Raw genomic sequence first — 22,705 nt, forward strand, 5'->3', positions numbered from 1 at the left:
AGGTTAAGCGATGAAGATCGACATTTGCATGACTGCCGTTCGGCGCCCTGACTTGCTCAAAACAACCTTGGATTCATTTCAAGAAAACCTATTTTCGAATTTTGTGGTCGAGTGCGCCTACGTGAACCTCGATCCGGCCTTTGGAGATGCGTCGGACGAAGCCAGCTGCGAAGAGGTACTGCGGTCTATGTTTCCGCGTGTGCAAATTCGGAAACCAGAAACGCCCTCCTTTGGAGCCGCGGTGAAATGGCTATGGGGTCAAGCTGCGGACAACGTCATGTTCCATATGGAAGACGATTGGATTTGCCTCGAGCATATGGACCCACAGGACATCGAACCGTTTCTGCGAAAGGGTTATGACGCAGTAGCCCCGTTGACGATTGAGCATCATTGGAAGCGGCGTTATCCGTATCTGACAGATAAAGAAGCATGGTTTTCGCTATTTGGTAAAACCATTTACCGGCGCGTATCAGCGCTTGGGACCAGCCCAAAGTTTATCCTGCCTGCCTTTGCAAACGCAGTGGCGGAGTTGCTAATCCCATCGCTCGATCCGGAGAAGCAGCAAGCGCGGGACATCAACCCTGCCCTCGCAGAGTTGGTCCAATCCCGAAAATGCGCCGTGCTGACTCGCGGCAAACGAACACCGATGATCAGAGATATTGGCCGTGCTTGGGCGGCAGAGGTTGGCATCTCAAAAGTAGTCACGGGCGGTGAAACCGTCTGGAACAAAGAAAACCCCACACTGTAAGGGGCGAGGTTTTCTATTGCTTAGTTCAAGACTTGCAGCTGTGACCAAACGTCCGGGCGACGCGCCTCAATACCGATAATGCTCGGGCTTGAACGGCCCGTCCTGCGCCACGCCGATATAGTCCGCCTGTTCCTTGGCGAGCTGGGTCAGTTTCACACCGATCTTCTTCAGATGCAGGCGCGCGACTTTCTCGTCCAGCACCTTCGGCAGGACGTAGACCTCGTTGTTGTACTCCTCCCCCTTGGTCCACAGCTCGATCTGGGCCAGTACCTGATTGGTGAAGGAGGCCGACATCACGAAAGACGGGTGGCCGGTGGCATTGCCGAGGTTCAGCAACCGCCCTTCGGACAGCAGGATCAACCGGTTGCCCGAGGGCATCTCGATCATATCCACCTGTTCCTTGATGTTGGTCCATTTGTGGTTCTTCAGCGCGGCGACCTGAATTTCATTGTCGAAATGGCCGATATTGCCGACGATCGCCATGTCCTTCATCTCGCGCATGTGCTCGATGCGGATCACGTCCTTGTTGCCGGTGGTGGTGATGAAGATATCCGCATGCGGCAGTTCGTCTTCCAGCAGCACGACCTCGAACCCGTCCATGGCCGCCTGCAGGGCGCAGATCGGATCGACCTCGGTCACCTTCACGCGGGCCCCGGCCCCGCGCAGGGACGCCGCAGACCCCTTGCCGACATCGCCATAGCCGCAGACAACGGCCACCTTGCCGGCCATCATCGTGTCGGTGGCGCGCCGGATGCCGTCCACAAGGCTCTCCTTGCAGCCGTACTTGTTGTCGAATTTCGACTTGGTGACGCTGTCATTCACATTGATCGCCGGGAAGGGCAGGTGGCCCTTCTCCATCATCTGGTACAGGCGGTGAACGCCGGTCGTCGTCTCTTCGGTGACGCCCTGGATCATGTGGCGCTGCTTCACGAACCAGCCCGGGGTTTCCTTGATCCGCTTGCGGATCTGATCGAAAAGCGCGACCTCCTCGTCCGACGTCGGCACCGCGATCAGGTCTTCCTCGCCTTCCTCGACCCGTGCGCCCATCAGGATGTAAAGCGTCGCGTCGCCCCCGTCGTCGAGGATCATGTTGCAACCGCCTTCCTTGAACTGGAAGATCTTGTCGGCGTAATCCCAGTATTCCTCCAGCGTTTCGCCCTTGATGGCGAAGACCGGCACCCCGGCAGCGGCGATCGCGGCGGCGGCATGATCCTGCGTGGAGAAGATGTTGCACGACGCCCAGCGAACCTCCGCACCCAGTTCCACAAGCGTCTCGATCAGCACGGCGGTCTGGATCGTCATGTGCAGAGAGCCGGCAATTCGCGCGCCTTTCAGGGGTTTGGAGGCCCCGTATTCCTCGCGCAGCGCCATCAGCCCGGGCATTTCGGTTTCGGCGATATCCAGTTCCTTGCGGCCATATTCGGCCAGAGCAATGTCTTTCACGATGTAATCGGTCACGGGGGGTAGCCTTTCCTTCGGGCACAGATCTCTGTTTGGATGGCGACATAGCAGGGCACCATGGGCGCGGCAATGCCGGTGGCGCCGCGAATCCGGCGCGCCTTGATCAGTGTCAAATCCCTGACAACCAGAACATGTAAGTTGCAGTTGAAAGCAATCTTGAGGAGAACGCCGATGTCCCTGCCCAAAACCATGAAAGCCGCCGTCGTCCCCGCACTCGGGAAGCCGCTGGAGATCCGCGAGGTTCCGGTGCCGGAGGTCGGCCCGGGGCAGGTGCTGATGCGGGTGCGGGCCAGTGGTGTCTGTCATACCGACCTGCATGCGGCCGAAGGCGATTGGCCGGTCAAGCCCACGGCGCCGTTCATTCCCGGCCATGAAGGCGTGGGCGAGGTCGCGGCGGTGGGCGCGGGCGTCACCCATCTGAAAGAGGGCGACCGGATTGGCGCGCCATGGCTGCACACCGCCTGCGGTCGCTGCGAACATTGCGTGGGCGGCTGGGAAACCCTGTGCGAAAGCCAGCAAAACACCGGATATTCCGTCGATGGCGGCTATGCGGAGTTCGTGCGGGCGGATGCGAATTATGTCGGCCAACTGCCAGATGGGCTGGAGTTCGGTCCCGCGGCTCCGGTGCTGTGCGCGGGTGTCACGGTCTACAAGGCCCTGAAGGAGCTGGAGGCGAAACCCGGCGACTGGGTCGCGGTCTCGGGCATCGGCGGGCTGGGCCATATGGCTGTGCAATACGCCAAGGCCATGGGGCTTCATGTGGTCGCGGTGGACGTGCATGAAGACAAGCTGAAGCTGGCGCGGGATCTGGGCGCGGATCTCACCTTCAACGCGGTTGATGAGGATCCGGTCGGCGAGTTGCAGACGCAGATGGGCGGGGTGCGCGGCGTGCTTGTCACCGCGGTGTCCAACAGCGCCTTCAGTCAGGCCGTGGGCATGTTGCAGCGCGGCGGGTTCATGTCTCTGGTGGGGCTGCCGCCCGGCGATTTTCCGCTGCCCATCTTCGAGATCGTGCTGAAACGGATCACCGTGCGCGGCTCGATCGTGGGAACGCGGAACGATTTGCGCGAGTCGCTGGTCTTCGCGGCCGAAGGCAAGGTCGCCTCCCATTTCACATGGGACAAGCTGGAGAACATCAACGCGATCTTCGACAAGATGCGCGCCGGTCAGATTGACGGGCGGATCGTGATGGAAATCTGAAACACCGGCCCTGCCGGAGGAAGAAACCGGCCGCCACGAACCCGGCGGCCGGTTTCGATCATGCGGTCACGCGGCGGAAAGGCTACTTGCCCTTGCCGCCGCCCGGCACCTTTTCTGTCCCGTGGGGCGTGGTGCCCGGGCCCTTGCCGCCGTCTTTGCCGCCTTTACCGTCCTTGGACATCGAAACTCTCCCCTGGATTGCACGTAAGAGATGGAAAGCGTAAGCGCAAAGCCCCGCGGGCGCCTAGCGATTTCTGGTGATCGGGAGGCGGTTGTCCTTTGCGCGACCGCCGCTTATCCATCTCGGGCGCAGCAATTGCCGGATAGAGCTATGCCCAAACATCCCCCCCGTGCCTGGCAGCGCATGTTGTCGGGGCGCAGGCTGGACCTTCTGGATCCGACGCCGATGGATATCGAGATCGAGGATATCGCCCACGGGCTGGCCTTCGTTGCGCGCTGGAACGGGCAGACAGCGGGGGATTATCCCTATTCGGTGGCCGAACATTCGCTTCTGGTGGAGGAAATCTACGGTCGGCTGGTGCCGGATGCACCGACAAAATGGCGGCTGGCGGCCCTGCTGCACGATGCGCCGGAATATGTCATCGGCGACATGATCTCGCCGGTGAAGGCGGCCGTGGGGCCGGATTACGGCGCGCTGGACGACCGGTTGTCGGCGGCGATCCACTTGCGGTTCGGGCTGCCCGGCCTGCTGCCGAAAACCGTCAAGGCAAAGATCAAGCGGGCCGACAAGATCTCGGCCTGGCTGGAAGCGACGCAACTGGCCGGTTTCGCCGAGGCGGAGGCCGACCGGTTCTTCGGGCATCCCCGGCCCGGCGTGACGAAGGGGCTGACCCTGCGCCTGCGCCCCCCGGCGGAGGCGCGCGCGGAATTCACCGCCCGCCATGCGGCCCTTCTGGCGGCGCTGTGACCGGCGAGTTGCATGTCAGGCCCGCGCACGGGCTGGATGCGGGCGGAATGGCCGAGCTTCTTTGCCGGATCATCCGCATCGGCGGGACAACCGCGATGACCCGCCCGGTGACCGCCACAGATATGACGGACTGGATGTCGAGCGATCCCGACCGAAGCGCATGGCATGTGGCGGAGGACGGGCAGGGACGCATCTTGGGGTTTCAGCTCGTCGGGCCGGCTGACTATCTGCCTGCCGCCGCTGCGGATATCTCGACCTTCGTCGCCCCTCACTAGCAGGGGCTGGGGATCGGCTCCCGCCTGTTCCGCGCCACCGTACCGGCGGCCCGCCTGCTGGGATATGCATGGATCAACGCCAATATCCGCACGGATAATGACAGCGGGCTCACCTATTACCAGAGCCGGGGCTTCCAGCCCTACGGGTCCATGACAGGGGTCCGGCTGGACGACGGGCAGGTGGTCGACAAGCAGCTGATGCGGTACGATCTGGACTGATCCCGGGCGCCATGAGACCGCTAAAAAAGGCCGGAAGGTTCGGAGCTTGCGCGTCGACCCTCCGGCCAAGTGGGGCAGGCCGTTTCCGGCCAGCCACAGGGATGAGAGAGATGCCTGATGTAAGCAGGCCTCATAAAATACCGGTATCGCGCAGCCAGCGCCGCATGGAGCTTTGACGCGGATTCTGCCGGGCCGGGCGGCGGACCGGGCGTTCGTCCATCTGGCGCCAGTAGTCGGGCGGGTCCCAGTCATGCTGGCGGGCTGCAATTTTCAGGCTGTCGGAAAGGATGCGGAGCATTGTCGATTTCCTTTGATATGATCTGTCCCGATGCTACCGCGCTTGACCGAAGGCGGTGAGTCAGCAATAGCTTTCGTATGTAAGATGAGGTTACATATGGATTGGCGCGATATCCCGTCCCTCTCCGCGCTTCGGGCATTCGAGGCGGCCGCCCGGCTGGAAAACTACTCGGCTGCCGCACGCACGCTGAACGTGACCCATGCGGCCATCGCGCAGCATGTCCGCGCGCTTGAAACCCATTTCGGACAATCGCTGATCGAGCGGGAAGGCCGGCGCATGGTGCCCACGCCCGCGGGGCGCCGTCTTGCCACGGATCTGGCCAACGGGTTCGCCGAGATCGCGGCGGGTGTCCGCACCCTGACCGAGGCGCGCTGCGAAGGGCCGATCTCGCTGACGACGACGCGCAGCTTCGCGGAAAACTGGCTGATGCCGCGCCTGTCGGAGTTCTGGTCGGCGCGGCCCGATATTCCGATCACCATCTCGTCCGACGACCGGGTCCATGATCTCCGGCGGGAGGGGCATCATCTGGCGATCCGCTATGGGCGCGGCGTGTGGCCGGGCGTCGAGACGCGGTTCCTGAGCCGGGCGAACACCGTGGTGGTCGCGCATCCCGCGCTGGCCGCAAGACTGCCGGAAACCTATACCGCCGCCGCGCCGGAGGCGGTGCGGATGCTGGCCGATCTGCCCTGGGTCGTGGACACGAGTTTCGGGGAGCTATTCTCCTGGCTGACGGTGCAGGGTCTGGACCGCGCCGACATCTCGGCGACCGAGCTCAGTTCCAGCGCCCTTGCGCTTGCGGCATGCCGGGCCGGGGCCGGGGTCAACATGCAACCCTATGCGGTGGTGCAGAAGGATCTGGACGAAGGCCGGCTGGTGCTCCTGCTGGAGCAATGCGACACGGAACTGGGATATTATCTGGTGCAGCAGCCGGGCCCGTTGCCCGCGCGGGTCAAGGTGTTTGTGGACTGGCTGGTCCGATGCGCGGTGGACTGCTAGCGCTGGAAACAGGTCGCCCCGGCCCAGATCATGCGCACCTCCGAGCCGCGCTCGTCCAGAATGCCGAAGATCCCGCCCGCGCGAAACCCGGTGCCCAGCGAGGTCTCGGAGAAATCCGCGCCCGGCAGGTCCGCGCGCGCCATGCCGGCGAAGATCCCTTGCGGCGTGCTCAGGTCCGGGCCCGTCATCGTCCAGCCGCGAAAATCGCCGTCGAGGAAGTTCAGCGTCAGCCCGTTCTGCCAGCGCGCAGCCGTCACCGGCCCCGGGCCGCACTCCGTCTGCCGGGCGATCTCGACCGGGGCCGCGCCCTGAAGGCGGGTCATCGTTTCGATCACGCCATCCTGCGCCCGGCCGAAATCGATCCGGAGCGGCGTGCCCGACGGCTGCACGCCGCCCTCATCGAGGGTGACGCTTCTTGGGGTGGGGGTGGTGGCGGCACGCTCGGGGAGCCCCGCGGGCGCGCAGGCCGTCAGCGCAAGACCGGCCGCGGCCAGCCCGATACGGATCACCGTGGCGACCGTTTGGCGAGGATGCGCTGCAAGGTCCGGCGGTGCATGTTCAGCCGCCGTGCGGTCTCGCTGACATTGCGGTCGCAAAGCTCGTACACGCGCTGGATATGTTCCCATCGCACCCGGTCGGCGGACATCGGGTTTTCCGGCGGCGGCGGCATCTCTTCCTCTGCCGCCAGCAATGCGGCGGTGATGTCGTTGGCATCGGCGGGTTTGGACAGGTAATCCGTCGCCCCGATTTTCACCGCGGCCACGGCGGTGGCGATGGCGCCATAGCCCGTCAGCACCACGATCCGGCTGTCGGGGCGCTTTTCACGCAGGGTTTCGACCACATCCAGCCCGTTGCCGTCTTCCAGCCGCAGGTCGATGACGGCATAGGCCGGGGGCCGGGCCGTCGCGATGGCGATCCCGGCGGCCACGGACCCGGCCGCTTCGACATCGAAGCCGCGTTTTTCCATGGCGCGCTGCAGACGTCTCAGAAACGGTTCGTCATCATCCACGAGAAGCAGGGATTTATCCGGCCCTATATCGCGTAGCGTCCGTTCCTGGGACATGCAAGTTCCTCCGGTTCTTCAACAATTCAACCTACATAGGCGTAATCGTCGGGACAGGTCAATTTGTGGCTACGAGCGGGCCTCGATGAAACATTCGACCTGTTCGGCCATCTGCGCCGGCGACATTTCCCTGCGGAAGAACTCCACGAACCCGTCCTCGGGCATCACCAGATAGGTGAAGGTGGAATGATCGACCAGATAAAACTCGTCCGACGTGTCATGGAGCCGGTAATAGGTGCGGTAGGCGCGGGAGGCGGCATCGGTCTGTTCCGGCGTGCCGGTCAGACCGATCATGTCGGGATGGATGTTGGCGGTGAAGGCCTCCACCACTTCGGGCGTGTCCCTGCCCGGATCGACGCTGATGAAGACCGGGGTCACCGAATGACCCTGTTCACTCAGGATATCGACCGCTTCGGCATTCCGGACCGTGTCCAGCGGGCAGACATCGGGGCAGAAGGTATAACCGAAATAGATCAGCGTGGGTTCGGTTATGATGTCGGCATCCGTCACGGTCTCGCCGGTTTCGCTGACCAGTTCGAACGGGCCGCCGATACTGCCCGCGCCGCCGGCGATCTGCGAACTGCGGCATTGCGCATAAGGGTCGGCATCGGCAAGCTGCTGCCCGCGGCCCATATAGATGACCACCGCGATGGCGGCCAGCATGGCCACGATCAGCGTGACCGCGCTGATGGCGTAAACTCGAGTCATCGCGACCTCCCGCAACGTTGTGCTGTTTGTTGAACACTTAAGACCAAGCGACTATCAATTCACGATCCTGTACCTGTGACAGAAAGCCCCGCTCGTCCGATGGCCTCACTCCCCGATCCGTCAATCACGCTCGTCACCCGGGATGCGCCCAGCGACTGGGTGCGTCTGCGCACGCTCTTGGTGCTGCGTTGGCTGGCGATCCTTGGGCAGACGATCACCGTGGTCGTGGTCAGCCTCTATCTGGGCCTCAGGGTCGAACTGGGCCTGTGTTTCCTGGCCATCGGCGCGGGGGTCATCTCGAACCTGATCGCGATGACGATCTTCCCGGAGAACCAGCGCCTCAGCGACCGCGACGCGATGCTGACGCTGCTGTTCGATCTGACGCAGCTGTCGTTCCTGCTGTTCCTGACCGGGGGGCTGAACAACCCGTTCGCCTTGCTGATTCTCGCGCCGGTCACCATCTCGGCCACGGCGCTGACCCTGCGCTCCACCCTTTTTCTGGGCGCCGTGGCGATATTGATGATCTCGCTTCTGGCGTATTTCCACATTCCGCTGGCGACGGTTGATGGCTCGGTTCTGGAACTGCCCGATCTCTTCGTGCTGGGGTTCTGGCTTGCGATCGTGATCGGGATCATCTTCCTGTCGGCATATGCCCGCCGCGTCACCCGCGAAACCCATTCGATGAGCCAGGCGCTGATGGCCACGCAGATGGCTCTGGCGCGGGAGCAGAAACTGACCGATCTGGGCGGTGTCGTGGCCGCCGCCGCCCATGAACTGGGAACCCCGCTTGCAACGATCAAGCTGGTTTCCACCGAACTGGTGGAGGAGCTGGCGGACAGGCCCGAGCTGCTGGAGGATGTGGCCCTGATCCGGGATCAGGCGGATCGGTGCCGCGATATCCTGCGCTCCATGGGGCGCGCCGGTAAGGATGACGTTCACATGCGCAGCGCGCCCCTGGGCGCCGTGGTGCGCGAGGCGGCGGAGCCACATGCGGATCGCGGTACGGAGATCCATTACGATTTCCAGCCCGCCGGCGACATGTCCGCCGCCCAGCCGATCATCCGCCGCAAGCCCGAGATCATCCACGGCCTGCGCAATCTGGTGCAGAACGCCGTCGATTTCGCCGATGGCCGGGTCTGGATCGAGGGACGCTGGGGCAACGGGACGATCCGGTTGCGGATGGTCGATGACGGGGCCGGGTTTCCCCCCGATCTGCTGGGGCGTCTGGGCGACCCGTTCCTGCGCGGCCGGTCCCGGCCCGAGCACGACCCGCGACCGGGCTACGAGGGGATGGGCCTTGGCCTGTTCATCGCCAAGACGCTTCTGGAGCGCTCCGGCGCCACGGTGCAGTTCATGAATGCGTCCGATCCGTTCCTGGCGGCCGAGGACAAGGGTGAAAAGCGCGGCGCGATCGTGGAGGTCAGCTGGCCCTATGAGGCGATCGGCCTGCTGGCGGACGAAGCCAGCAAGCCGCTTGGCGAGAACCAACCCATTCCCGTTTAACTGATCATTAATGCTTCTGCCGTTTGGTGCTTGGCGAATATGTCCCCCAGGCTCTGGAGCGTCGTCTTGCCCGATACCGCCGTGATTGTGCTTCTCGTGGTCGTAAGCGTGGCGGCGGCCTCCTGTGCCATGATTCTCAGCCAATGGCTCCTGCGCCGGCGCGGCGCGGCTTCGGCGCAGCAGTTCTGGCAGGCGCTGGACATGCCGCGCAGATATGTGTTCCGCGAAGGGTATCTGATCTCCGATCCGGATGAGGACGAGTGCTTTATCGCCGACCCTGAGGACCGGGCCGCCGCCTGGGTCGGGCTTGTGGAGGGGCTGACCCCCCTCAACGAGGGCATTCCCGACGCGATGCAGGAATTGCGGCACCGGGGCGAGGGTTTCGTGCTGATCGGCTATCTGGGCAGCGACGCGATCTCGGTCGCGGGCAGGACCGAGGGCGAGACGCTTTGCATCACGGTCGCCACGGCGCAGGAGGGAAAGGCGCGTCAGGCGATCCACAAGGGCAGTCTGGACGGTCTGCAGGCCGAACTTAAAGGCCTGCGCGCGGCGCTTGATTTCCTGCCCGTGCCGATGTGGCGGGAGGGGCCGGATGCGCAGATCACCTGGGCCAATGCTGCCTATTTCAGGCTGGTCCGGCGCTCTACGGAGCTGGACGGGCCGCTGGTCTGGCCGATCCGCAGGCTGTTCGCCGATCAGCTTGATCCGCCGCCCGATCCCGGCAGCTTCCGGCGCTGCCAGCTCGACATTCCCGATCAGCAGGACCCCAGTTGGTACGATGTCTCGATGACGCCGGAGGAGGATGGCGGAACGCTTTACGCGGCCCGGTCGATCGACCGGCTGGTGGCGGCGGAAACCGGGCTTCGCAACTTCGTGCAGACCCTGTCCAAGACCTTCGCGCATCTGCCCATCGGTCTGGCGATTTTCGACAAGCGGCGGGAACTGGTGCTGTTCAACCCGGCCCTGCTGACGCTCTCGACGCTTGACCCGGAATGGCTGTCCTCCCGGCCCAGCCTGTTCGCGTTCCTCGACCAGTTACGCGAACGCCAGCGGATGCCCGAGCCCAAGAATTACAAGGCATGGCGGGCCAGCCTGTCGCGGCTGGAACAGGCCGCGCAGGACGGCAGCTATCAGGAGCTGTGGACGCTGCCCACCGGGCAGACCTACCGGGTGATCGGCCGCCCGCATCCCGACGGGGCGGTGGCCTTCATGTTCGAGGATATCAGCTCCGAGGTTTCGCTGACCCGGCAGTTCCGCGCGGATCTGGACCTCTATCAGGCGGTGCTGGACGAAGGGGAGGCGGCGCTTGCGGTATTCTCCAAGGATGGCCAGCTGATCCTCAGCAACGATGCCTATGCACGGCTCTGGGGGACCGACCCGCGAGAGATGCTGGGCACGATGGGTCTGGTGGAGGCGACGCGCCAGTGGCAGGAGGCGACCCGGCCCGCGCCGGTCTGGGGCGATATCCGCGCCTTCGCCAGTCAGGAGGCCGAACGCGCGGCATGGTCCGACGACATCGTGATGGCCGACGGTCGGGCGCTGGAATGCCGGGTCGCGCCGCTGAAGGGCGGGGCGATGATGGTGAGTTTCGTGCGCTTGTCCAAAACCACCGAGAAGCTCGAACGGCTGCGCGAGGTGGCGGGCGGGCAGGACTGATCCCGGCCCATCTTGTGCAAGGTTGCGGTTGCGGGCCGCCGGGCCATGGCTAAACTCGCCGCAAATGTCCGACACCGCCGCCCGTTCCCCCGAATTGCCCTGCCTGGCCCGATGGGTCAGCACCTCCCCCGAGGCGACGGCCGCGATGGCGGCGCGGATCGGGGCGGAGCTTCATGCCGGAGACGTGATCCTGCTGGCGGGCGATCTTGGCAGCGGCAAGACTCATTTCGCCCGCGCCCTGATCCAGAGCCGTCAGGCGGAGCACGGAACGGCAGAGGATGTGCCCTCCCCCAGCTTCACGCTGGTTCAGACCTATAAGGCTGGAGATCTGGAGATCTGGCATTGCGATCTCTACCGTCTGACCGGTGCCGATGACGCGCTGGAGCTTGGGCTGGAGGAGGCGTTTTCCGATGCGCTTTGCCTCATCGAATGGCCCGACAGGCTGGCCGGGCGCTGGCCAGAGGGCGCGGCCTGGCTTGTCTTTTCGCATGATCTCGAAACCCCTGACCGTCGCGGGATCGCCCTGCACATGGCCGATGATACCGCACTTGCCGCCCGTCTTGCCCGCTGTCTGGAGGCGGGATGAGCGCGGAGATCGACGAGTTTCTGAAACCGCTGGGCTGGGCGGAGGCGCACAGAACGCCACTGCCCGCGGATGCCTCCCCACGGCGCTATCTGCGGCTTCATGACCGGGCAGGGGACCAGACCGCCATCCTGATGATCGCCCCGCCGGACGAGGAGTTCGACCGGTTCCAGGACATCGCCGCCTACCTGAAAGCCCACAGCCTTTCGGCGCCGGAGATCCTTGCCGTCCGGCGCGGCGCCGGGCTGATGCTGCTGGAGGATCTGGGCGACGACCTCTTTGCCCGCTGCGTCGAGACCGACCCGCAAGCCGAGCGCCCGCTTTACACCGAGGCCACCGATCTTCTGTCCCACCTTGCCGGTCTGCCGCCGCCGGCCGGTCTGCCGCATCTGGCGCCGGACCGGATGTGCGACATGCTGGCCGTGACGTTCGAGCACCTGTCGCCGGGGGCCGATGCGGCGGGTCTCCGGCAAGAGATATCCGACCGGCTTCTGCCGCTGTTCAGGAGCCATTTCGGCGGGCCCGGCGTTACGATCCTGCGCGATTACCATGCGGAAAACCTGATCTGGCTGCCCGGGCGGCAGGGGCTTGCCCGGGTCGGGTTGCTGGATTTCCAGCTCGCGGCCACGGGGCCCGCGGGCTACGATCTGATCTCCTTTCTGGATGACGCGCGCCGGGATGTGCCCGAGCCGCTTCGCGCCGACCTGATCGCGCGGCACGGGGCGGCGCTGGGTCTGGACCCGGCGGCGTTCCGACTGCATTGCGCGCTGTTGTCGCTGCAACGCAACCTGCGGATTCTGGGCGTTTTCGCCCGGCTGGCCAGCGAATTGGGCAAACCGGGATATCTGCGCCACATGCCGCGCGTCGCGGGGCATGTCCGGCGCGCGGCCGCGCATGCGGAGTTGCACGCGCTGCGCGCCCCGGTCTCCGCGCTTCTGGACAATCTGCCGGTCACGGACCCTGTCGGATGACGCCCCGGTCCTGCATGATCCTTGCCGCCGGGTTCGGACGCCGGATGGGCGCCCTGACCGCGGACCGGCCCAAGCCGCTGATCGAGGTGGCGGGCCGCCCGATGATCGAGCATGCCCTTGCGCAGGCCCGCGATGCCGGCGCCGCGCCAATCGCGGTGAACGGCCACTATCGCGCCGATCGGCTGGCGGCCTATCTGACGGAGCAGGAGGATGTGACCTTCCTGCACGAGACGCCGGAGGTCCTGGACTCCGGCGGGGGCGTCCGCAATGCCCTGCCGGTTCTGGGGGAAGGGCCGATCTGGTGCCTGAACTCCGACGCGGTCTGGCGCGGGGAAAACGCGCTGCGCCTGCTGGCCGCCGGCTGGCGGCCCGGGGCGATGGACGGCCTGTTGCTGCTGGTGCCCCGTGACCGGGCCGTGGGGCGGCAGGGCGGCGGCGACTTCGCGCTGTCCGAAACCGGGCGGATCACCCCGGACAAGACCGGGCTGGTCTGGACGGGCGCGCAGATCCTTGATGGCGCCGTGTTCGACGATACGGCCCCCGGCCCGTTTTCAATGTGGGTGATCTGGCGCAAGCTGATGGCGCGGGGCCGGCTGTTCGGCGCGATCTATCCCGGGTTCTGGGCCGATGTGGGCCACCCCGGCGGCATCCCCCTGGCCGAAGCGATGCTGGAGCGGCGCGATGCTGTTTGAGCCCGCACCCCAGCCACGCGTTTTCGCGACCCCGCTCGGCGTCGATTTCATCGCCGCGCTGATCGACGGGATCGAGACGCGTCTGGCCGGGCAGCCGCCCGAAGCGCTGGCCCGGGTGGAAATCTACGTCAACACCGCGCGGATGCAGCGCCGGCTGACCGCGCAATTCGCCGCGCGGCGCGCCAGTTTCCTGCCCCGCATCCTGCCCGTCACGGATTTGGCCGCGCGGCTCGATATGGCGGGGCTGCCGCCTGCGATGTCGCCCCTGCGGCTGCGCCTGCAACTGAGCCAGCTGATCGCGAAACTGCTGGAAAAACGGCCCGACCTGGCGCCCCGCTCCGCGCTTTATCCGTTGGCCGACAGTCTGGCCGATCTGATGGGCGAGATGCAGGAGGAACGGGTCAGCCCCGATACCGTCCGCATGCTCGACGTGGGCGACCATGCGCAGCACTGGCAGCGCAGTCAGGCGTTCCTGTCCATCGTGGCGCCGTTTTTCGCGGGCGAGGACAGCCTGACGGTGGAGGCGCGCCATTCCGCCGTCGTGGACCGGCTAGACCGGATCTGGGAGACCGCGCCCCCGGACCATCCGGTGATCGTTGCCGGATCCACCGGATCGCGCGGGTCGACGGCCCGGTTCATGGCGGCGGTGGCGCGTTTGCCGCAGGGGGCGGTGGTGCTGCCGGGGCTGGATTACGACATGCCGCCGGAGGTCTGGCAGGGGTTGATGCAGGGCCGCGCGGTGGGTCTGGGCGGGGAAGATCACCCGCAGTTCCGTCTGGGGCGCTTTGCGGAGACACTGGGCATGCTGCCCGGCGATGTGCCCGTCTGGAGCGGCCTCGAACCGCCGCATCCGCTTCGCAACCGCTTGATTTCGCTGGCCTTGCGTCCCGCACCAGTCACCGATCAATGGCGCGAGGAAGGGCCCGGGCTGGGGGATCTGACCCCGGCGGTGGCCGATCTGACCCTGATCGAGGCGCCGACGCCGCAGGCGGAGGCCACGGCGATTGCCCTGCGTCTGCGCCAGGCGGCGGAAACCGGGCAGACCGCCGCATTGATCAGCCCCGACCGGACCCTGACCCGGCAGGTGACCGCCGCCCTTGACCGTTGGAACATCCTGCCCGACGACAGCGCCGGACAGCCGATCTCCCTCACCGCGCCGGGCCGTCTGCTGCGGCACGTGGCCGAGCTTCTGGTTGCGCCGGCCACGGCGGAGGGGCTGCTTATCTTGCTGAAGCATCCTTTGAGCCATTCCGGGCGCGACGATCGCGGGCAGCATCTGCTCAGGGCGCGCGATCTGGAACTGCAGGTGTTGCGGGGTGGCGGGCCGCATCCGCAGCGCCAGGACCTGATCGGCTGGGCAAGCGGGCGCCGCGGCGATCCAGGCAGCGTCGACTGGGCGGCGTGGGTTGCCGATCTGGCGCTGGCCGACCGGCCCGGCGGGGCTCTGCCGCTGGCCGATCATGTCGCCCGGCATATCGCGGTGACCGAGGCATTGGCGGCGGGGCCCGGCGCGGATGGCGCGGGCGCGCTTTGGGCGCGCGACGACGGGCAGGCGGCCGAGCGCCTGATGCGCGCGGTGGCCGAGGACGCGGATGCGGGCGGCCTGCTGAGCGCCGCGGAGTACCGCGATCTGATCGGCGCGGTTCTGGACGATGCGGAGGCACGGAACCCGGTCCGGCCCCATGCGCGGATCATGATCTGGGGGGCGCTGGAGGCGCGGGTTCAGGGGGCCGACCTGATGATCCTTGCGGGGCTGAACGAAGGTATCTGGCCCGCCGCGCCGGGGGCCGATCCGTGGCTGAACCGGGCGATGCGGGCCGAGGCGGGGCTGCGCCTGCCGGACCGGCAGATCGGGCTGTCGGCCCATGACTTTCAGCAGGCCGCGGCGGCGCGGGAGGTCTGGCTCAGCCGGTCGCGCCGGGACGCGGAAACCGAAACCGTGCCCTCTCGCTGGCTGAACCGGCTGGTGAACCTGATGGACGGGACAAGCCCCGTGTCACGGGCTGCGCTTGCCGATATGCGCCGGCGCGGGGCCGGCTGGCTGTCGCTGGCCGACGCGCTTGGCGCTCCGGTGGCCCCCGTCGCCCCGGCGCCGCGCCCGTCGCCCCGCCCGCCCCTGTCGGCCCGGCCCGGCCGGCTGTCGGTGACCCAGATCGAGAAGCTGGTGCGCGACCCCTATGCGATCTACGCACTGAAAACCCTGCGCCTGCGGCCGCTGGAGCCGTTGAGACAGTCCCCGGATGCCCGCCTGCGCGGCACCGCGCTTCACGCCATTCTGCGCCGGTTCGTGGAGGCAACCCGAAGCGGTCTGCCCGACGATGCGGAGGATCTGTTCGTCCGGCTCGCGGCCGAAGCGCTCCGCAAGGAGGTGCCGTGGCCGGTCGCCCGCAGGCTGTGGCAGGCGCGGCTGGAACGCATCGCGCCGTGGTTCGTGGCGGGCGAACGCGCGCGGCGCGGCTTTGCGGAGCCCTATCTGCTGGAGGTCGCGGGCGAGATGCGGCTGGCGGTGCCCGACGGCACGCCCGACTTCACGCTCGGCGGCACCGCGGACCGGATCGACCTGACGCCGGACGGGGCGCTGGCGATCTATGACTACAAGACCGGATCGGTCCCCTCCGCCGATCAGGAGCGGTACTTCAACAAGCAGCTTTGGCTGGAGGCGCTGATGGCGCGGGCCGGTGCCTTCGGGGAGGTCAGGGACGTCGCGCGGATCGCCTATATCGGTCTGGGCGGCGGCGGTGCTGTTCTCAGCCACGACGTCGGCGCCGCGGAGATCGACCGGATCGGCCGGGAGCTTGGTGCGCTCCTTGCCCGCTACGCGGATCCGGCCACGGGCTATACGGCGCGGCGGGCCATGGCGGAGCTGCGCTATGCGGGCGACTACGACCATCTGGCGCGCTATGGCGAGTGGGACGAGACCACCGCGCCGACACCCGAGGAGGTGGGCCCATGAGCCTCGACGATGCGTCCCGCGCGCAGGTTCTGGCGGCCGATCCGGGCACATCCACATGGCTGTCGGCCAATGCCGGCAGCGGCAAGACCCGGGTGCTGACCGACCGGGTGGCGCGGCTGTTGCTGGATGAGGTGCCGCCCGAGCGGATCTTGTGCCTGACCTACACCAAGGCGGCCGCGTCGGAGATGCAGAACCGGCTATTCCGGCGGCTGGGGGGCTGGGCGATGATGCCCGATGACGATCTGGCCCGCGCTCTGGCCGATCTGGGATTGGCGGCGGAGCGGGTGACGCCGGCGCTTCTGTCGCGGGCCCGCACGCTCTTCGCCCGCGCGATCGAGACGCCGGGTGGCCTCAAGATCCAGACGATCCACTCGTTCTGCGGCGGCGTTCTGCGCCGTTTCCCGCTTGAGGCGGGGGTGTCGCCGGGCTTCACCGAAATGGACGAGCGCGCGCAGCTTCTGCTGGCCGAAGACGTCCTGGCGGATCTGGCCGGGGGAGGGGATATCGCGGCGGTTGACGGGGTGGCGCGCTACCTGTCGGGCGACGATATGGCGGGTCTGGTGCGCGGGCTGCTGGCCCATCGTGACGGGGTGGAGCCGCCGCGCGAACGCGACGGGATCTTCGGCTGGTTCGGGGTCGACCCGGGGCTTAGCGCCGACGATATTCTGCGCGAGACCTTTCTGGGCGATGAGAAGCGGCTTTGCGACAGGCTGGCCGGGCTGCTGGACCCGGAAAACCGCGCCCACGCCAAAAGCCACAGGGTGCTGAGCGGGTTCGACTGGGCCACGCCCGATCTGGAGGATCTGGCGCAGATCGAGGAGGTGTTCCTGACGGGCTCCGGCGCGAACACGCCCGATGCGGCGAAAATCGGCAGTATCGGGAACGCGCAGATCCGGGCCGCGATGGGGGCGGATCTGCCCCCGCTGGAGGCGTTCATGCTTCGGCTTGAGGCCGCGCGCCCGCGCCGCCGCGCCATGCTGTCGGCGCAGAAGACCGCGGCGCTGCATCGCTTCGCGGCGGCGTTCCTGCCGGCCTATGACGCGGCCAAACAGGCCCGCGGCTGGCTGGATTTCGACGATCTGATCCGGCGCATGAGAACCCTGCTTATGGCCCCGGGCGTCGCGCAATGGGTCTTGTTCCGTCTGGATGGCGGGATCGACCACATTCTGGTGGACGAGGCGCAGGATACTGCCCCCGCCCAATGGCAGATCATCGCGAAACTGGCCGAGGAATTCGCCTCCGGCGAAGGGGCGCGGGCGGATACGGCGCGCACGGTTTTCGTGGTCGGCGACAAGAAACAGTCGATCTATTCCTTTCAGGGCGCGGACCCTTCGGGGTTTGACCGGATGCGCGCCCATTTTGCCGACCGGCTGGCGCAGATCGACGCCCCGTTTCAGTCGCGCGAGCTGATCTATTCCTTCCGGTCGGCGGCCCCGATCCTGGCGCTGGTCGATCATGTGGCCGGCGGCGCGGCGGGGGCGGGGCTTGGCCCCGATGTTGGCCACAGGGCCTTCAAATCCGCGCTTCCGGGCCGGGTGGATATCTGGCCGCATATCCCGAAATCCGACACGACGGATCCCTCGAACTGGGAAAACCCGGTCGACCTGCTGGAGGAGGATCACCACCATGTCCGGCTGGCCCGGCGCGTGGCCGCGGCGATCGGGGCGATGCTGGACGGCAAGACCATGATCGAGGTCGAGAAAGACGGAAAACCCCATCGCCGCGCCGCCCGGGCCGGCGATATCCTGATCCTCGTTCAGCGCCGCTCGGATCTGTTTCACGAGATGATTGCCGCGATCAAGGCGGCGGGGCTGCCCATTGCGGGGGCCGACCGGATGCGTGTGGCCGCGGAACTGGCGGTGAAGGATCTGATCGCGCTGATGGCGTTTCTGGCCACGCCGGAGGATGACCTGTCGCTCGCGGCGGTCCTGCGCTCCCCGATTCTGGGCTGGTCGGAGGCGGATCTCTACGATCTGGCCAACCCGCGGGAGGGCTTCCTGTGGCGGGCGTTGCAAACCCGTGCGGCGGAGTTTCCGCAGACCGTGGCCCTGCTGGAAGACCTGCGCGATCATGCGGATTTCCTGCGCCCGTACGATCTGCTGGAACGGGTGCTGATCCGCCATGATGCGCGGCGGAACCTGCTGGCCCGGCTTGGCGGTGAGGCCGAGGACGGGATCGATGCGATGCTGGGCCAGGCGCTGGCCTATGAGCGGATGGAGGTGCCCAGCCTGACCGGGTTCGTCGGCTGGCTTCAGGCCGATGATGTGACCATCAAGCGCGATCCGGGCAGTGCGGGCAACCAGATCCGGGTGATGTCGATCCATGGGGCCAAGGGGCTGGAATCCCCGATCGTGATCCTGCCCGATTGCGCGCAGCGCCGCGCCGGGAACCGGGGTGTGACCCTTCTGGAGCCGGAGGACGGCCCGCTGGTCTGGCCGTTGGCCAGGACGGATGCGCCGGCGAGGGTCCGCGCCGCGCTGGACGGGATGGCCGAGGCCGAGGCGGAAGAGCGCAACCGCCTGCTCTATGTCGCGATGACGCGGGCGGAAAGCTGGCTGATCGTGGCCGCCGCCGGAGAGCTGGGCAAGACGGCCGCGCAAAGCTGGTACGGGACAATCCGCGAAAGCGCGGAGGCTCTGGGCGCCGCACCGCATCCGATGTTCGGGGAGACCGGGCTTCGCCTTGAGACCGGCGACTGGGCGGCCCCCGGCGACGAGACACCGCCCTCGGATGCCGCCCGCCCGCCCCTGCCGGGCTGGGCCCTGACCCCGGTGGCGGACGAGGGCCGGATGCAGGCCGCGCGCAGCCCGTCCGATCTGGGCGGCGCGAAGGCTCTGCCCTCGGAGGCCGCAGGATTGGCGGAGGAGGCGGCGAAGCGGCGCGGGCGGCTGATCCATCTGCTGCTTGAATACCTGCCCGGCCTGCCGCAGGCTGGCTGGCTGGCGGCGGCCCCGGGCATTCTGGCGCTGGAGGACGCGGTTGACGACGCGGAGGCCTTGGCCCTGCTGGAGGAGGCGGCGCGGGTTCTGAACGCCCCGGCGCTGGCCCCGGTCTTTGCCGGTGATGCGCTGGCCGAGGTGCCCCTGACCGCGTGGAGCGACACGCTTTCTGTCCAGATGATGGGGGTGATCGACCGGCTGATCGTCCGCGAGGACCGGGTGCTGGCCGTGGATTTCAAGTCCAACGCGGTCGTGCCCGCCGACGCGGTGGAGGTGCCCGAGGGCCTGTTGCGCCAGATGGGCGCCTATGCCGAGATGCTGGCCCCGCTTTATCCCGGGCGGCGGATCGACACGGCGATTCTGTGGACCCGCAACGCGACACTGATGCCTCTGGCTCACGGTTCCGTCATGGCTGCGTTGCAAAGGGCGGCCACAGCTTGACCTTGGGCGGGCGGGTCCATACCTTCGACCTCCAAGCCCACTTCCCGCGCCTTTGAGGAGAGCGACACATGAGCACCGTTTCCGTCACCGACGATACGTTTGATGCCGAAGTCCGGCAGTCGGCCATTCCCGTAGTGGTGGATTTCTGGGCCGAATGGTGTGGCCCCTGCAAACAGATCGGCCCGGCCCTGGAAGAGCTGTCGATGGAGTATGACGGCAAGGTCAAGATCGTGAAGGTGAATGTGGACGAAAACCCCAATTCACCCATGCAGCTTGGCGTGCGAGGGATCCCGGCGCTGTTCATGTTCAAGGATGGCGAAGTGGTGTCCAACAAGGTCGGCGCCGCCCCGAAAGCAGCACTTCAGAAATGGATCGAAGAGGCGGTCTGAATCGTTTTTTCTAAGGACATGAATTCGGGGCGCCTTCGGGCGCCCTTTTTCGTCGCCCCGGCGCATTTTCGCGGCTTCAATAGCGATAGGGGAACGAAACCTCCGTCCCGTCGGCCAGAACGGCGCCGGTCGCGTAGACCTCCAGCGGCAGGTCGTCATCCACCGTGCCGATCACGGTAAGGGTTTCCCCCTCCGCCGCGGGCACCGGATTCGGCCCGACATAGACCCGGACGCGTCCGGTCCCGTCGGCCAGTTCGAATTCGTCCTCGTCCGTTACCCGCTCGACCGTGCCGGTCAGCGTAACGGACATGCCCGGGCGCAGATCCGCGATATCGGTCGTTTCCGCGCCGGCGGCGGAGACGAGCAGGACGCCAAGGGCGAGACCAAGTGCGACTGGTTTCATTTGCGTCTGTCCGGGATCAATCCAGCGCGGCAATCAGAAGGACGAGCGCGGCAAGCCCGCCGGCGCAGAGGCTCCATCTGGGCAGGGTCAGATGCACATTGGTCGTCATCCACGCGCGCCAGTCGTCAAGGCTGGACGACCCGCGCGAGGGGGGTGTCGGATCTGTCATCGGGCTCTCCTGTTTCATGGGTTTCAGATGGGTGCGCGCCCTGTGCGTGCCAGTGGGTGTATCCTTTGCACGTCATAGGTTTTGCTGATTGCCGCCACCGTCTCAGATGCCGAAGGCGGCGCGCAGAACCCGGATGTCATGCAGGTCGACGTCGCGCAGGGCATATCCCCTCCGGTTCGCGATCTGGAATTCCGCCGTCATGCAATGCACCTGCTGCCCGGCCAGATCGCCCCGCCCGGCAAAGGCCGCGGCGGGATAGCTCTCGCCATTCTCGGGCGGGCCGTAAATGCCGTCGCCGCTGGTTTCGAAGACCACGACATGCAGGTCGATCCGATGGCCGGCGTCGTCCCCCAGCAGGAAGTTCCACGCTCTTTGATCCGGGCTGTCGATCACGGCGAAACCCATCTCGTCCAGCCGGGCCAGGATCGGTTCCAGATCGGCGGCGGCAACCACCAGATCAAGGTCGCCATGGGCTCGGGTCTGCCGCGCCAGAAGCGCGTCAACGCCCCATCCGCCGTCGATCCATACGGTGACACCGGCCCGGGCCAGTGCTGCGCAGATCCGGGCAGCCATGCTTTCCGGCATTTCTGGTGACATGGTCTGGCGCATTGTCCCGGCGGCGTTTTCGGATCCTGACCGGTCTTTGCATAGTGGCTGGCCGCAAGGCGCGCCAGCATTGAAAAAGGCGCCCCGTCCGGAGCGCCTTTTTCAGTCTTGTTTCGCGTGGTCCGGGCCCGATCAGCCCTTCGCGAATTCCGGGTAGGCTTCCATGCCAAGCTCGGAAACGTCGAGGCCGTTGATCTCGTCCTCTTCGCTTGCGCGCAGGCCGATGGTGGCCTTGAGCACGTAGAACACGATGAGCGAGCTGACGAAGACGAAGGCGATGACCGCCACGATCCCCAGGATCTGCGCGCCAAGCGTGGCTTCCCCATGGTAGCCGCCGGTCAGCACTACGGCGAGTGTGCCCCAGATCCCGGCGAAGAAGTGCACCGGAATGGCGCCGACCACATCATCGATCTTCAGCTTGTCGAGAAGCGGGACCGTGAAGACCACGATCAGGCCGCCGATCGCCCCGATGATCAGCGACAGGAAGAGCGACGGGGCAAGCGGTTCTGCTGTGATCGAGACGAGACCCGCCAGCGCGCCGTTCAGCACCATGGTCAGATCGGCCTTGCCATAGATGAGCTGGGTCAGGATCAGGGCTGCGATGGCGCCGGAGGCCGCCGCCATATTCGTGTTGGCGAAGATCCGGGAGACATCGGCCACGTCGCTCACCGTGCCCATGGCGAGCTGCGAGCCGCCGTTGAAGCCGAACCAGCCGAGCCAGAGGATGAACGTACCAAGCGTGGCAAGCGCCAGATTGGAACCCGGCATCGGGTTGACCTTGCCATCTTTGCTGTACTTGCCGATCCGGGGACCAAGCACGATGGCCCCGGCCAGCGCCGCGGCACCACCAGCGGCATGCACCAGCGTCGAGCCCGCGAAGTCGGAGAAGCCCGCTTCGGACAGCCAGCCGCCGCCCCACTGCCAGGATGCCTCGATCGGGTAGATGAAGCCGGTCAGCACGACAACGAAGGTCAGGAAGGGCCAGAGCTTGATCCGCTCGGCCAGGGTGCCCGAGACGATCGAGGCCGTGGTGGCGCAGAACATCAGCTGGAAGAAGAAGTCCGAACCCGCCGAGGCGTAGTCCAGCGAGGCCTCGGCCGGGTCGAGCGCCACAGGTTCCAGCGCGGTGACCGCAAAGAAGGGCCCAAGCCAGCCTTCGATCAGCCAATCGGCGGGATACATGATCCCGAAGCCCACCAGCCAGTACATGATCGCGGCGATGCCGAAGAGCGAGATGTTCTTGGTCAGCTGCATTGTGACGTTCTTGGAACGGACCAGCCCGGCTTCGAGCATCGCGAAGCCGGCGGCCATCCAGAACACGAGAAAGCCGCCGACGAGGAACAGAAGCGTCGTCAGGATGTAGGAGGTGTGCGCTGCGGCCTCTACGCCGGCTTCCTGCGCGACCCCCACGGATGGCAGCAGCGCAGCGGTTGCCACGGCGGCCAGCGGGATAAGATACTTGGTTTTCATCTGATGGATGTCCTTTTGTCGAAAGGGCGCGCGC

At 66.3% G+C, this 22,705-nt stretch carries 22 protein-coding genes; 13 read left to right on the plus strand and 9 right to left on the minus strand.

Annotated elements, in window-relative coordinates; translation table 11 throughout:
• Positions 1-10 precede the first annotated feature (10 nt).
• A complete protein-coding gene (locus ACQ651_RS17645) occupies positions 11-748 on the plus strand; it encodes a glycosyltransferase family 2 protein (protein WP_227286975.1) in 738 nt (245 codons plus the stop codon).
• Between the two features lie 66 nt (positions 749-814).
• On the opposite strand, the gene ahcY is transcribed toward ACQ651_RS17645, so the two are convergent.
• Positions 815-2,206 carry an adenosylhomocysteinase gene (gene ahcY, locus ACQ651_RS17650; protein ID WP_227286976.1) on the minus strand — a complete coding sequence of 464 codons (1,392 nt, stop codon included), beginning with the start codon at positions 2,204-2,206 and terminating at the stop codon, positions 815-817.
• A 174-nt stretch (positions 2,207-2,380) separates the two neighbouring features.
• Between ahcY and adhP the strand changes: the two genes are divergently transcribed.
• The 3 genes from adhP to ACQ651_RS17665 all read left to right on the plus strand — a co-directional run bounded on the left by adhP (position 2,381) and on the right by ACQ651_RS17665 (position 4,612).
• Positions 2,381-3,409, plus strand: coding sequence for an alcohol dehydrogenase AdhP (adhP, locus tag ACQ651_RS17655; protein ID WP_227286977.1), 1,029 nt, complete (start codon positions 2,381-2,383; stop codon positions 3,407-3,409).
• Between the two features lie 331 nt (positions 3,410-3,740).
• Entirely contained in the window at positions 3,741-4,337 is a 597-nt protein-coding gene (locus ACQ651_RS17660) for an HD domain-containing protein (RefSeq protein ID WP_227286978.1), read from the plus strand.
• Between the two features lie 47 nt (positions 4,338-4,384).
• The gene (locus ACQ651_RS17665) at positions 4,385-4,612 is read left to right on the plus strand and encodes an N-acetyltransferase family protein (protein WP_430450004.1); all 228 of its coding nucleotides are present in this window, start codon (positions 4,385-4,387) and stop codon (positions 4,610-4,612) included.
• Positions 4,613-4,961: 349 nt separating this feature from the next.
• Here the strand turns inward: ACQ651_RS17665 and ACQ651_RS17670 are convergent, their stop codons facing one another.
• Complete coding sequence (locus ACQ651_RS17670; RefSeq protein ID WP_227286979.1) at positions 4,962-5,129, minus strand: hypothetical protein; 168 nt, start codon at positions 5,127-5,129, stop codon at positions 4,962-4,964.
• Between the two features lie 96 nt (positions 5,130-5,225).
• Here ACQ651_RS17670 and ACQ651_RS17675 point away from each other — a divergent pair, with 96 nt between their 5' ends.
• The gene (locus ACQ651_RS17675) at positions 5,226-6,125 is read left to right on the plus strand and encodes a LysR family transcriptional regulator (protein ID WP_227286980.1); all 900 of its coding nucleotides are present in this window, start codon (positions 5,226-5,228) and stop codon (positions 6,123-6,125) included.
• On the opposite strand, the gene ACQ651_RS17680 is transcribed toward ACQ651_RS17675, so the two are convergent.
• The 3 genes from ACQ651_RS17680 to ACQ651_RS17690 form a co-directional block, all read right to left on the minus strand.
• Positions 6,122-6,634: a hypothetical protein gene (locus tag ACQ651_RS17680; RefSeq protein ID WP_430450005.1), complete on the minus strand. Its 513-nt coding sequence runs from the start codon at positions 6,632-6,634 to the stop codon at positions 6,122-6,124. The genes ACQ651_RS17675 and ACQ651_RS17680 overlap by 4 nt on opposite strands.
• On the minus strand, positions 6,631-7,188 hold the full coding sequence (locus ACQ651_RS17685) for an ActR/PrrA/RegA family redox response regulator transcription factor (RefSeq protein WP_121896139.1): 558 nt from the start codon (positions 7,186-7,188) through the stop codon (positions 6,631-6,633). Before ACQ651_RS17685 ends, ACQ651_RS17680 begins: the two co-directional genes overlap by 4 nt.
• Before the next feature lie 69 nt (positions 7,189-7,257).
• Positions 7,258-7,851 (minus strand): SCO family protein, encoded by a 594-nt coding sequence (locus ACQ651_RS17690; RefSeq protein ID WP_430450346.1) that lies wholly within the window; start codon positions 7,849-7,851, stop codon positions 7,258-7,260.
• A gap of 144 nt (positions 7,852-7,995) precedes the next feature.
• Here ACQ651_RS17690 and regB point away from each other — a divergent pair, with 144 nt between their 5' ends.
• The 8 genes from regB to trxA all read left to right on the plus strand — a co-directional run bounded on the left by regB (position 7,996) and on the right by trxA (position 20,023).
• Positions 7,996-9,399: a sensor histidine kinase RegB gene (gene regB / locus ACQ651_RS17695; RefSeq protein WP_430450006.1), complete on the plus strand. Its 1,404-nt coding sequence runs from the start codon at positions 7,996-7,998 to the stop codon at positions 9,397-9,399.
• A gap of 66 nt (positions 9,400-9,465) precedes the next feature.
• Positions 9,466-11,055, plus strand: a complete 1,590-nt coding sequence (locus tag ACQ651_RS17700; RefSeq protein ID WP_430450007.1) for a PAS-domain containing protein — start codon at positions 9,466-9,468, stop codon at positions 11,053-11,055.
• Positions 11,056-11,119: 64 nt separating this feature from the next.
• Positions 11,120-11,641 (plus strand): tRNA (adenosine(37)-N6)-threonylcarbamoyltransferase complex ATPase subunit type 1 TsaE, encoded by a 522-nt coding sequence (tsaE, locus tag ACQ651_RS17705; protein WP_430450008.1) that lies wholly within the window; start codon positions 11,120-11,122, stop codon positions 11,639-11,641.
• Entirely contained in the window at positions 11,638-12,609 is a 972-nt protein-coding gene (locus tag ACQ651_RS17710) for an aminoglycoside phosphotransferase family protein (RefSeq protein WP_430450009.1), read from the plus strand. The genes tsaE and ACQ651_RS17710 overlap by 4 nt, the downstream gene beginning before the upstream one ends.
• Positions 12,606-13,301, plus strand: coding sequence for a nucleotidyltransferase family protein (locus ACQ651_RS17715; protein ID WP_375550961.1), 696 nt, complete (start codon positions 12,606-12,608; stop codon positions 13,299-13,301). The genes ACQ651_RS17710 and ACQ651_RS17715 overlap by 4 nt, the downstream gene beginning before the upstream one ends.
• Entirely contained in the window at positions 13,291-16,254 is a 2,964-nt protein-coding gene (gene addB, locus ACQ651_RS17720) for a double-strand break repair protein AddB (protein WP_430450010.1), read from the plus strand. The genes ACQ651_RS17715 and addB overlap by 11 nt, the downstream gene beginning before the upstream one ends.
• A complete protein-coding gene (addA, locus tag ACQ651_RS17725; protein ID WP_430450011.1) occupies positions 16,251-19,634 on the plus strand; it encodes a double-strand break repair helicase AddA in 3,384 nt (1,127 codons plus the stop codon). Before addB ends, addA begins: the two co-directional genes overlap by 4 nt.
• Positions 19,635-19,702: 68 nt before the next feature.
• A complete protein-coding gene (gene trxA, locus ACQ651_RS17730) occupies positions 19,703-20,023 on the plus strand; it encodes a thioredoxin (RefSeq protein ID WP_121896147.1) in 321 nt (106 codons plus the stop codon).
• A 76-nt stretch (positions 20,024-20,099) separates the two neighbouring features.
• Here the strand turns inward: trxA and ACQ651_RS17735 are convergent, their stop codons facing one another.
• From ACQ651_RS17735 to ACQ651_RS17750, 4 genes are all read right to left on the minus strand, one after another.
• The gene (locus ACQ651_RS17735; protein ID WP_430450012.1) at positions 20,100-20,426 is read right to left on the minus strand and encodes a hypothetical protein; all 327 of its coding nucleotides are present in this window, start codon (positions 20,424-20,426) and stop codon (positions 20,100-20,102) included.
• A 16-nt stretch (positions 20,427-20,442) separates the two neighbouring features.
• Positions 20,443-20,595 (minus strand): hypothetical protein, encoded by a 153-nt coding sequence (locus ACQ651_RS17740; protein ID WP_227286991.1) that lies wholly within the window; start codon positions 20,593-20,595, stop codon positions 20,443-20,445.
• A 102-nt stretch (positions 20,596-20,697) separates the two neighbouring features.
• Positions 20,698-21,192, minus strand: a complete 495-nt coding sequence (locus ACQ651_RS17745; RefSeq protein ID WP_430450013.1) for a nucleotidyltransferase domain-containing protein — start codon at positions 21,190-21,192, stop codon at positions 20,698-20,700.
• A gap of 141 nt (positions 21,193-21,333) precedes the next feature.
• Positions 21,334-22,671, minus strand: a complete 1,338-nt coding sequence (locus ACQ651_RS17750) for an ammonium transporter (RefSeq protein WP_375550956.1) — start codon at positions 22,669-22,671, stop codon at positions 21,334-21,336.
• Positions 22,672-22,705: the final 34 nt, after the last annotated feature.

Source organism: Rhodophyticola sp. (genome assembly GCF_965284195.1).
GTDB lineage: Bacteria > Pseudomonadota > Alphaproteobacteria > Rhodobacterales > Rhodobacteraceae > Rhodophyticola.

Bases quoted from the DNA above. Each gene is read 5' to 3' on its own strand.
- ACQ651_RS17645 (WP_227286975.1), top strand. From the start codon at position 11: ATGAAGATCGACATTTGCATGACTGCCGTTCGGCGCCCTGACTTGCTC.
- adhP (WP_227286977.1), top strand. From the start codon at position 2,381: ATGTCCCTGCCCAAAACCATGAAAGCCGCCGTCGTCCCCGCACTCGGG.
- ACQ651_RS17660 (WP_227286978.1), top strand. From the start codon at position 3,741: ATGCCCAAACATCCCCCCCGTGCCTGGCAGCGCATGTTGTCGGGGCGC.
- ACQ651_RS17665 (WP_430450004.1), top strand. From the start codon at position 4,385: ATGGCCGAGCTTCTTTGCCGGATCATCCGCATCGGCGGGACAACCGCG.
- ACQ651_RS17670 (WP_227286979.1), bottom strand. From the start codon at position 5,129: ATGCTCCGCATCCTTTCCGACAGCCTGAAAATTGCAGCCCGCCAGCAT.
- ACQ651_RS17675 (WP_227286980.1), top strand. From the start codon at position 5,226: ATGGATTGGCGCGATATCCCGTCCCTCTCCGCGCTTCGGGCATTCGAG.
- ACQ651_RS17685 (WP_121896139.1), bottom strand. From the start codon at position 7,188: ATGTCCCAGGAACGGACGCTACGCGATATAGGGCCGGATAAATCCCTG.
- ACQ651_RS17690 (WP_430450346.1), bottom strand. From the start codon at position 7,851: ATGCTGGCCGCCATCGCGGTGGTCATCTATATGGGCCGCGGGCAGCAG.
- regB (WP_430450006.1), top strand. From the start codon at position 7,996: ATGGCCTCACTCCCCGATCCGTCAATCACGCTCGTCACCCGGGATGCG.
- tsaE (WP_430450008.1), top strand. From the start codon at position 11,120: ATGTCCGACACCGCCGCCCGTTCCCCCGAATTGCCCTGCCTGGCCCGA.
- ACQ651_RS17710 (WP_430450009.1), top strand. From the start codon at position 11,638: ATGAGCGCGGAGATCGACGAGTTTCTGAAACCGCTGGGCTGGGCGGAG.
- ACQ651_RS17715 (WP_375550961.1), top strand. From the start codon at position 12,606: ATGACGCCCCGGTCCTGCATGATCCTTGCCGCCGGGTTCGGACGCCGG.
- addB (WP_430450010.1), top strand. From the start codon at position 13,291: ATGCTGTTTGAGCCCGCACCCCAGCCACGCGTTTTCGCGACCCCGCTC.
- addA (WP_430450011.1), top strand. From the start codon at position 16,251: ATGAGCCTCGACGATGCGTCCCGCGCGCAGGTTCTGGCGGCCGATCCG.
- trxA (WP_121896147.1), top strand. From the start codon at position 19,703: ATGAGCACCGTTTCCGTCACCGACGATACGTTTGATGCCGAAGTCCGG.
- ACQ651_RS17735 (WP_430450012.1), bottom strand. From the start codon at position 20,426: ATGAAACCAGTCGCACTTGGTCTCGCCCTTGGCGTCCTGCTCGTCTCC.
- ACQ651_RS17740 (WP_227286991.1), bottom strand. From the start codon at position 20,595: ATGACAGATCCGACACCCCCCTCGCGCGGGTCGTCCAGCCTTGACGAC.
- ACQ651_RS17745 (WP_430450013.1), bottom strand. From the start codon at position 21,192: ATGTCACCAGAAATGCCGGAAAGCATGGCTGCCCGGATCTGCGCAGCA.
- ACQ651_RS17750 (WP_375550956.1), bottom strand. From the start codon at position 22,671: ATGAAAACCAAGTATCTTATCCCGCTGGCCGCCGTGGCAACCGCTGCG.